Annotated in this window: 3 protein-coding genes and 1 rRNA gene; all 4 read left to right on the top strand. The window is 60.2% G+C overall.

All coding sequences use genetic code 11. The annotated features are described in order from the left end of the window. A 5S ribosomal RNA gene (gene rrf / locus ACU680_RS10630) occupies positions 1 to 98 on the top strand; the annotation flags it as partial. 154 nt (positions 99 to 252) lie between these two features. Then, the gene (gene recC / locus ACU680_RS10625) at positions 253 to 3,705 is read left to right on the top strand and encodes an exodeoxyribonuclease V subunit gamma (RefSeq protein ID WP_448179419.1); all 3,453 of its coding nucleotides are present in this window, start codon (positions 253 to 255) and stop codon (positions 3,703 to 3,705) included. Then, entirely contained in the window at positions 3,702 to 7,391 is a 3,690-nt protein-coding gene (gene recB, locus ACU680_RS10620) for an exodeoxyribonuclease V subunit beta (protein WP_448179413.1), read from the top strand. Before recC ends, recB begins: the two co-directional genes overlap by 4 nt. After that, a complete protein-coding gene (recD, locus tag ACU680_RS10615) occupies positions 7,388 to 9,496 on the top strand; it encodes an exodeoxyribonuclease V subunit alpha (RefSeq protein ID WP_448179412.1) in 2,109 nt (702 codons plus the stop codon). The genes recB and recD overlap by 4 nt, the downstream gene beginning before the upstream one ends. Positions 9,497 to 9,500: the final 4 nt, after the last annotated feature.

Here is a 9,500-nt window from a genome sequence, read left to right as displayed (position 1 = left end):
TTGGAACCACCTGATCCCATCCCGAACTCAGAAGTGAAACGATGCATCGCCGATGGTAGTGTGGGGTTTCCCCATGTGAGAGTAGGTCATCGTCAAGATTAAATTCCGAAACCCCAATTGCGAAAGCGGTTGGGGTTTTGTTTTGCCCGCAGGAAAGTTCCTACGACATGCAGGTGCCCCTTCCGGCTGTCACAGCCCGCCGACAGTGCTAAGGTTCTGCCCTGGCTTTTGTACTTTTCCAAGGAAGCTTTTATGCCGGACGCCTCGTCCCTCAATGCTGCATTCATGGTGGTCCAGAGCAATAGCCTGGACGAGCTGCGCAGCCTGGTGGTCAGCATTATGCGGCGCTATCCATTGGCGCCCTTGGAGAATGAAATCGCTCTCGTGCAGAGCAACGGTATTGCCCAATGGCTCAAGTTGGCATTGGCTGAGGATCCCCAGGACGATGATCTCGGTGGTTGCGGAATTGCTGCAGCCATCGACGTGCAATTACCCGGCAGCTTTATGTGGCAGCTCTACCGCATGGTCCTGGGCCGAGATGAAATCCCTGCCAAATCCCTGCTCGACAAGGCACCCTTGACCTGGCGATTGATGCGTCTGTTACCTCAGTTGATCGACCGTCCGCATTTCGAGCCGCTCCAGCGCTTCCTCACCCACGACACCGACTTGCGCAAGCGCTATCAATTGTCTGAACGCCTGGCGGATCTTTTCGACCAATATCAGGTGTATCGCGCGGATTGGCTTGAAGACTGGGCGCAAGGTTTCCACCAATTACGTAATGTCAGGGGCGAAATCAAACCCCTGCCGCCGACCAGTTGCTGGCAGGCCGAACTGTGGCGTGCGCTATTGCAGGATGTTGGCGAACAAGGCATGGCCCAGAGTCGTGCGGGTGTCCATCAGCGGTTTATCGAGAGAATAAACACCCTCGAAGTCGCCCCCGCAGGCCTGCCCTCGCGGGTGATCGTTTTTGGTATTTCTTCTCTGCCGGCTCAAGTGCTTGAGGCTCTGGCCGGACTTGCACGTTTCAGTCAGGTCCTACTTTGTGTGCACAACCCCTGCCGTCACCATTGGGCCGATATCGTTGCCGACAAAGATCTGCTGCGCCATCAGTACAAGCGCCAGAGCCGCAAGACCGGCATGCCGTTCGTACTTGATCCTGACACCTTGCATCAACATGCCCACCCGCTGCTCGCCGCGTGGGGCAAACAAGGTCGCGACTACATCAGCCTGCTCGACAGCTATGATGATCCAAATAGTTATCGCGCGGCATTTCGTGACGGGCGCATCGACCTGTTCAGCGAAACGCGGCCGCAGAACCTGCTCAATCAGCTCCAGGACGACATCCTGGAGTTGCGACCACTTGATGAAACGCGCGAGCATTGGCCCGCTGTCGATCTGATGCAGGATGAGTCGATCCGCTTTCACATCGCCCACAGCGCGCAGCGTGAGGTCGAGATTCTTCATGATCAGTTGTTGGCCCGCTTCAGCGCCAACCCTCAACTGCGTCCCCGCGATGTGATCGTCATGGTGCCGGACATCGACAGCTATGCCCCGCACATCCGCGCGGTGTTTGGCCAGCTCGAGCGACACGATCCGCGCTTCATCCCGTTTACTCTGGCCGATCAGGGGCAGCGCGGCCGCGATCCCTTGCTGATTGCCGTCGAGCACCTGCTCAAGTTGCCGGACAGTCGTTTTCCGGTCAGTGAAATCCTCGATTTGCTCGACGTTCCCGCATTGCGTGCCCGATTCGGTGTTGAGGAACGTGATTTGCCGACCCTGCATCGCTGGATTGAAGGCGCTGGTGTGCGCTGGGGCATGAATGCCGAGCAACGGGCCGGTCTCGGACTGCCATGTGAACTCGAACAAAACAGCTGGCATTTTGGCTTGCGCCGGATGTTGCTCGGTTACGCTGTCGGCAGTTCCAATGCCTGTGCGGGTATCGAGCCCTATGATGAAATCGGTGGGTTGGATGCCGCGCTGATCGGGCCTCTGGTCGCGTTGCTCGATGCGCTGGAACTGGCGCATCAGGAACTCACGCAACCGGCACAACCCCATGAGTGGGGCCTACGTCTCCAGGCGCTGATGCAATTGTTCTTCAAGGCCTGCAATGAACATGACGACTTCTTGCTGACCCAGTTGGAGGAGCTTCGCGAGACATGGCTGGAAACCTGCGAATCGGTAGGCCTGACAGATGAACTGCCGCTGACAGTGGTGCGTGAGGCCTGGCTTGCCGGTCTGGATCAGGGCCGCCTGTCCCAGCGCTTTCTCGCCGGTGCCGTGAATTTCTGCACTTTGATGCCGATGCGTGCGATTCCTTTCAAACTCGTCTGTTTGCTGGGAATGAATGATGGTGACTATCCACGCGCGCAGCCGCCCCTGGATTTCGACCTGATGGGCAGCGATTACCGTCCGGGAGATCGTTCCCGACGGGAGGACGACCGTTATCTATTGCTGGAAGCGTTGCTGTCTGCGCGCAATCAGCTCTATATCAGTTGGGTCGGCCGCAGTATTCGCGACAACAGCGAGCGCCCGGCGTCGGTGCTGATCGGGCAACTGCGAGACCATCTCGCCGGTGGCTGGCGATTGGCCGACGAGAGCAGGAATCTGCTGGATGCGTTAACCGAGGAGCACCCGTTGCAACCGTTCAGCGCGCGTTACTTCCATGAGGGCAATCAGCTATTCAGCTATGCCAGAGAATGGCAGGTCTTGCATCAACCCGTTCAGAGCCAAACTGCGGAGCAGTTGCTCGATCCCTATGTCCAGGAAGAACCTCTGACTCTGGTCCTGCTGCAGGACTTCCTGCGCAACCCGGTTCGCCACTTTTTCACCCAGCGACTCAAGGTGTATTTCGAGGCCGCCGAAGCTCCACTGGCGGACGAGGAGCCTTTCGTACTCGATGCATTGCAACGCTATACCCTCAGTGACAGCCTGCTCGACGCGGCACTCCGGCAACCGGACAATGTCGATCAGGCGCTCGAGGCGCAGGCCCGCCGCCTGCAAAACAGTGGTCTGCTGCCCATGGCCGGATTCGGTGAGTGCCTGCAGCGCGAGTTGATCGAACCGCTGCCGGATTTGCTTCAGCGCTTTCAGCAACTGCTCACTTTATGGCCAACACCGCTGACCAGCGCAGTTCCGATCAGTCTCCAATTGCACGGACTGCGCCTTGAAGGTTGGCTCGCCAGCCTGCATCAGCGTGCCGATGGTGGATTGCTGTCAGTCACGACCATTCCCAACAGCATCGGCTCGATCAAGAGTCGAAAATGGCACCGGTTGATCAAACCGTGGGTCAATCATCTTGTTGCCTGTGCCAGCGGACTATCGATGACCACTGCGTTGGTAGCCAGTGATGACACGCTGTTGCTCGAGCCCATGGAGCAGGATCGGGCGCTACGTTTCCTCGGTGATCTGCTGCTTGCCTGGCAGGCCGGAATGCGTCAGCCGTTGCCGATCGCAGTAAAAACCGCATTTGCCTGGTTGTCCCAATCCGATCCGCTCAAGGCGCAAGCTGCGGCCCGCAAAGCCTATGAAGGTGATGGCCAGACCAACGAAGGCGAGCGTCGTGAGAGCCCGGCGCTGTCCAGGCAATTCGCCGACTTTGATTCGCTACTCAGCGATGAGACATTTTCAGGGTGGTGCGACGCCTTGTATCGCCCTCTATTCGAAGCACCCTGGCGCTCACTCGCAAGCGAAGGGGGGCGCTCATGAGTTCGAAGATCCCGCTGGCACTGGCTTTCCCGCTGCACGGCAGCCAATTGATCGAAGCCAGTGCCGGTACCGGTAAAACCTTCACCATTTCCGCTCTGTATCTGCGGCTGATCCTCGGCCATGGCGGCGACCTGAATGGCTTCGGTCGTGAGTTGTTGCCTCCGCAAATCCTCGTGGTGACCTTTACCGATGCGGCAACCAAGGAGCTGCGCGAGCGGATTCGTACTCGATTGGCCGAGGCTGCCCGATTTTTCCGTGATGAGATACCGGCGCCTGATGCCCTGATTGCTGATCTGCGCGAGCAATATGCGCCGCAACAATGGTCCGGTTGCGCCAATCGGCTGGATATCGCCGCGCAATGGATGGACGAGGCCGCCGTTTCCACCATTCACAGTTGGTGTCAGCGCATGTTGCGTGAACACGCCTTTGATAGCGGCAGCCTGTTTACTCAATCCCTCGAGACCGATCACAGCGATTTGCTTGGCGAGGTGCTGCGCGACTACTGGCGTCTGTTCTGCTACCCGATGCAGGGCGATGTCCTCAATTGGGTGCGCAACAACTGGGGCGGACCCGCGGCGCTGCTGCCTCGAGTGCGTGGCCTGTTTGCCAGCGAGCGCGACAGCGACGAAGGCAAGCCCCCGGCAGAGCTGATCGACGAGTGTCTGCAGGAGCGTCGTGCTGCCTTGCTTGAACTGAAGATGCCCTGGCGCCAATGGGCCGATGAGCTGCTCGCCATTTGTCATGAAGGCGTTACGAACAAAGCTGTCGACGGTCGCAAGATGCAGGCCCGTTACTTTGAACCCTGGTTTGAAAAGCTCAAGGCTTGGGCTGAAGACGAGTCGCTGGAGCAATTGGACATCGGCACCGGCTTCACCCGGCTGACGCCCGACGGCATGGCCGAAGCCTGGAAAGGCCAGACGCCGAACCATCCGGGACTCGATGCAATGGCCGGTCTCAAGTCGAGTCTCGATGCATTGCCGACCCCTGATGCAGCAGTCCTGCAACACGCGGCCAAATGGGTAGGCGCGCGTTTTGAAGAGGAGAAACGTCGTCGTGCCGAGATGGGGTTCGATGACATGTTGCTGCGTCTTGACGCGGCACTGCAGTCCGATGGCGCGGAGCGGCTTGCCACACTGATCCGCGAGCAGTTTCCGGTCGCGCTGATCGACGAGTTTCAGGACACCGATCCGGTGCAGTACCGGATCTTCGAAAGTATCTATCGCATCGAAGACAACAGCCCGGACACTGGTCTGTTTCTGATCGGCGATCCCAAACAGGCGATCTACGCGTTCCGTGGCGCCGATATCTACACTTATCTGCGTGCACGTGAGGCTACCGCCGGCCGACTGCATACGCTGGGTACCAACTTCCGCTCCAGCCACGGCATGGTGAAAGCGGTCAACCATGTGTTTGAACGCGCCGAGTCCCGAGAGCTGGGGCGCGGCGCGTTTCTGTTTCGGCAGAAAACCGGCAAGAACCCGGTACCGTTTCAACCCGTCGAGTCTCAGGGTCGCAAAGAATGGCTACAGATTGCCGGACAGGACGTTGCGGCGCTGAACGTCTGGCACCTGCCTACCGACCAGCCGCTGTCGGGTGCCGTCTATCGCCAGCAACTGGCGGCGGCCTGTGCCAGTCAAATCACCGCGTTGCTCAACGGCGGGCAAGCCGGCAGCGCTGGATTTGTGCAGAGTGGCAAGGAATTCAGAGGCCTGCGTCCTTCGGACATAGCGATTCTGGTACGCGATGGCAAGGAGGCGCAGGCCGTTCGTGGCGAACTGGCTGCGCGTGGCGTGCGCAGCGTCTACCTTTCGGACAAGGACTCGGTTTTCGCCGCCCAGGAAGCCCATGACTTGCTGTCGTGGCTCAAGGCCTGCGCGGAGCCGGACGTCGAGCGCTCGCTGAAAGCCGCGCTGGCCTGCATCACTCTCAACCTGCCACTGGTCGAGCTGGAACGTCTGAACCAGGACGAGTTGGTCTGGGAAACCCGCGTCATGCAGTTCCGCGGTTATCGCGAATTGTGGCGCAAGCAAGGTGTGCTGCCGATGCTGCGTCGCCTGCTGCACGACTTCCAGTTGCCGCAGATCCTCATGGCACGCAGCGACGGCGAACGCGTGCTGACCAACCTGCTGCACTTGTCGGAATTGCTGCAGCAGGCTGCTGCTGAGCTCGACGGCGAGCAGGCGTTGATCCGGCATCTGGCCGAACACCTGGCATTGTCCGGCCAGGCCGGTGAAGAGCAGATTCTGCGTCTCGAAAGCGACGAACAACTGGTCAAGGTCGTGACCATCCACAAGTCGAAAGGCCTTGAGTATCCCCTGGTGTTTTTGCCGTTCATCTGCTCGGCAAAACCGGTGGACGGCAGCCGCTTGCCACTCAATTACCACGACGCGTCGGGCAAGGCGCAGGTAAGCCTGAAGCCGACTGCCGAATTGATTGCCTTGGCCGATGATGAGCGTCTCGCTGAAGACTTGCGACTGCTCTACGTGGCATTGACCCGCGCGCAGCATGCCTGCTGGCTGGGCGTGACCGATCTCAAGCGCGGTAATAACAACGGTTCAGTGCTGCATCTTTCTGCCCTTGGATACCTGCTGGGTGGTGGCGAGATGCTGGGCGAGTCCACCGGATTGAATCGCTGGCTGCAGGACCTGCAACAGGATTGCCCGGCCATCGCCATCGCTGACATGCCTCAACCCACGGACGAGCATTATCAGCCACCGCGCACTGCAGCGACGCTCAGCGCGACGCTGTTGCCCAAGCGCAAGGCCAGTGAAAACTGGTGGATTGCTTCCTACAGTGCCTTGCGCATCAGTGATGTATTGAGTGTCGGCAGTGATGAAGCGCCGGACAGTCCGCAAGCGCAAAAACTGTTTGATGATGAGCGCCTTGATCCCGAGGCACCGAGAGAAATCATCGCCGGTGGCGCCGATATCCATCGCTTTCCACGCGGGCCCAATCCAGGGACATTCCTCCACGGTTTGCTGGAATGGGCGGGTGACGAAGGTTTCGCCGTTCCGCGCGATGCGCTGGAGGACGCGATTGCCCGGCGCTGCAACCTGCGTGGCTGGAAAGGCTGGATCACCACATTGAGTGATTGGCTGGAGCATCTGCTGAAGACACCGTTGCCGGCAGGTACCGGGCGATCACCAGTGGTACTGGAGCAATTGACACAGTACCGGGTCGAGATGGAGTTCTGGTTCGCCAGCCATCAGGTCGACGTGCTCAAACTCGATGAGCTGGTGCGCCAGCACACCCACGGTGGCGTGGCGCGGGTGGCGGCCGAGCCGGTGCAGCTCAACGGGATGTTCAAGGGATTCATCGATCTGACCTTTGAACACGATGGCCGCTACTACGTGGCCGACTACAAATCCAACTGGTTGGGTGCTGACGACATGGCTTATACCGAGCAGGCCATGGAACGCTCGATTCTCGACAGCCGCTATGACCTGCAATACGTGCTGTATCTTTTGGCACTGCACCGCCAACTCAAGGCGCGGCTGCCTGACTACGATTACGACCGGCATGTGGGGGGCGCGCTGTATCTGTTCCTGCGCGGCACACGGTCGGACAGTCGCGGCGTGTATTTTGCCCGTCCGCCACGAGAGCTCATCGAAAGCCTGGACCGCTTGTTCCAGGGCAAGCCTGCACCCAAAGCCGAGCCTGCATGGGAACAGGGAGTCCTGTTATGAACCGTACCTTCGCCGATCTGCTGCCGACACCGTTGGCCGACGACAGTCTGTCGACCTTGTCACCGCTGACCCGTGCCGACGATCTGCTGCTGTTACTGACCCGCTGGGTCGAACGGGGCTGGCTGCGTTCACTGGACAAGGCGTTTGTCGCGTTCCTTCATGAGTTGTCGCCCGAGGCTGACCCGTTGGTGCTGCTCGCCGCCGCGTTGACCAGTCATCAGCTCGGTCACGGGCATGTGTGTCTGGATTTGTTCGAAACCCTCAAGGCGCCGGATTTCGCCTTGTCACTCCCTCCCGAAGGGGATGTGCAAGGGGGTGTTCTGCTACTGCCGTCGCAATTGCTCGAAACCCTCGACGGCGCTCATTGGTGCAAGGTGCTGGCGGGCAGTCCGCTGGTCGCGCTGGCGGCTGACACAAGTGCAGTGGCGCAGGAACGCCCCTTGGTGTTGTCCGGAAAGCGCCTGTATCTGCGCCGCTACTGGGCTTATGAACGACGGATCGACAGCGCCTTGCGTCTGCGTCTGGCGCAGAGCGAAATGCCGCCGGCGGACTTGCCGCAGCGCTTGAATGAGCTGTTCGGGGCGAGAAAACCAGGTGCAGTGGTCGACTGGCAGAAACTCGCTTGCGCCATTGCCACGCGCGGCGCATTCAGTATCGTCACCGGCGGTCCAGGCACCGGCAAGACCACCACGGTGGTGCGTCTGCTGGCGTTGCTCCAGGCACCCGCCGTGGAGGCCGGGCAGCCGCTGCGGATTCGTCTGGCGGCGCCCACCGGCAAAGCGGCTGCACGCTTGACCGAGTCCATCAGTCAGCAAGTGCAGTCGCTGAAAGTCGCCGACGCCGTGCGCGAGAAAATCCCCTGCGACGTGACCACCGTACACCGTCTGCTCGGCAGTCGGCCCGGTACCCGTCACTTCCGCCACCATGCGGGCAACCGCTTGCCGCTGGACGTGCTGGTGGTCGACGAAGCGTCGATGATCGACCTGGAAATGATGGCCAATCTGCTCGATGCCTTGCCGCCACATGCGCGTCTGGTGCTGCTCGGGGACAAGGACCAACTCGCCTCTGTGGAGGCCGGTGCGGTGTTAGGCGATCTGTGCCGCGATGCCGAGGCTGGCTGGTATAACCCGCAAACCCGGCAATGGCTGGAGTCTGTCAGCGGTGAATCGCTGCAGGACAGCGGTTTGCACGAAGACAATGACGGCTCGCATCCACTGGCGCAGCAACTGGTGATGTTGCGCCACTCCCGGCGATTCGGCGAGGGCAGCGGTATCGGGCAACTCGCGCGGCGGGTCAATCAACAGTTGCCTGAGGAGGCGCGGCAACTACTGAGCGCTGGTCATTACGCCGATGTGTTCTCGCTGCCGCTCAATGGCGAACACAACCACAAGTTCGAGCGTCTGGTGCTCGATGGCCATGGCGACGGGCCGCAGGGCTATCGCCATTACCTGAGCGTGTTGCGAAATCAACGACCACCCCAAGGCCGACCGCTGGAACACCCGGACTGGATTCACTGGGCGCGTGAAGTGCTGCAGGCATTCGATACGTTCCAGTTGCTGTGCGCGGTGCGCAAAGGCCCTTGGGGTGTAGAAGGCTTGAACCAGCGCATCACCGACGCCTTGCTCAAGGCGCGGCTGATCGACAGTGACCAGCAATGGTACGAAGGCCGGCCGGTATTGATGACCCGCAACGACTATGGCCTGGGCCTGATGAACGGTGACATCGGCATTGCGCTCAAGCTGCCCGAGCGTGAAGGCCCCGACGTGGGCAAACCGGTATTGCGCGTGGCCTTTCCGCGGAACGATGGTCAGGGCGGCGTGCGCTTCGTGCTGCCGAGTCGGCTCAACGACGTGGAAACGGTGTACGCCATGACCGTGCACAAATCCCAGGGTTCGGAGTTCGCGCACACTGCGCTGATCCTGCCGGATGCCTTGAATCCGGTGCTGACCAAAGAGCTGATCTACACCGGGATCACTCGCGCGAAAAACTGGTTCACCCTGGTCGAAACTCGCGCAGGCGTGTTCGAAGAGGCCGTGCAGCGCAAGGTCAAGCGCCTCAGCGGACTGATGCTGGAACTGGAGGAGGGTGGCGAGGCTCGGGGATGAAAGA

Source organism: Pseudomonas sp. LF020 (genome assembly GCF_053456425.1).
Note: the sequence above shows the minus strand (reverse complement) of the source record. Positions and strands in the feature narration are given on the sequence as shown.

What these genes read in the sequence shown, in the direction of transcription:
- recC (WP_448179419.1), top strand. Translation starts at nt 253, where the DNA reads ATGCCGGACGCCTCGTCCCTCAATGCTGCATTCATGGTGGTCCAGAGC.
- recB (WP_448179413.1), top strand. Translation starts at nt 3,702, where the DNA reads ATGAGTTCGAAGATCCCGCTGGCACTGGCTTTCCCGCTGCACGGCAGC.
- recD (WP_448179412.1), top strand. Translation starts at nt 7,388, where the DNA reads ATGAACCGTACCTTCGCCGATCTGCTGCCGACACCGTTGGCCGACGAC.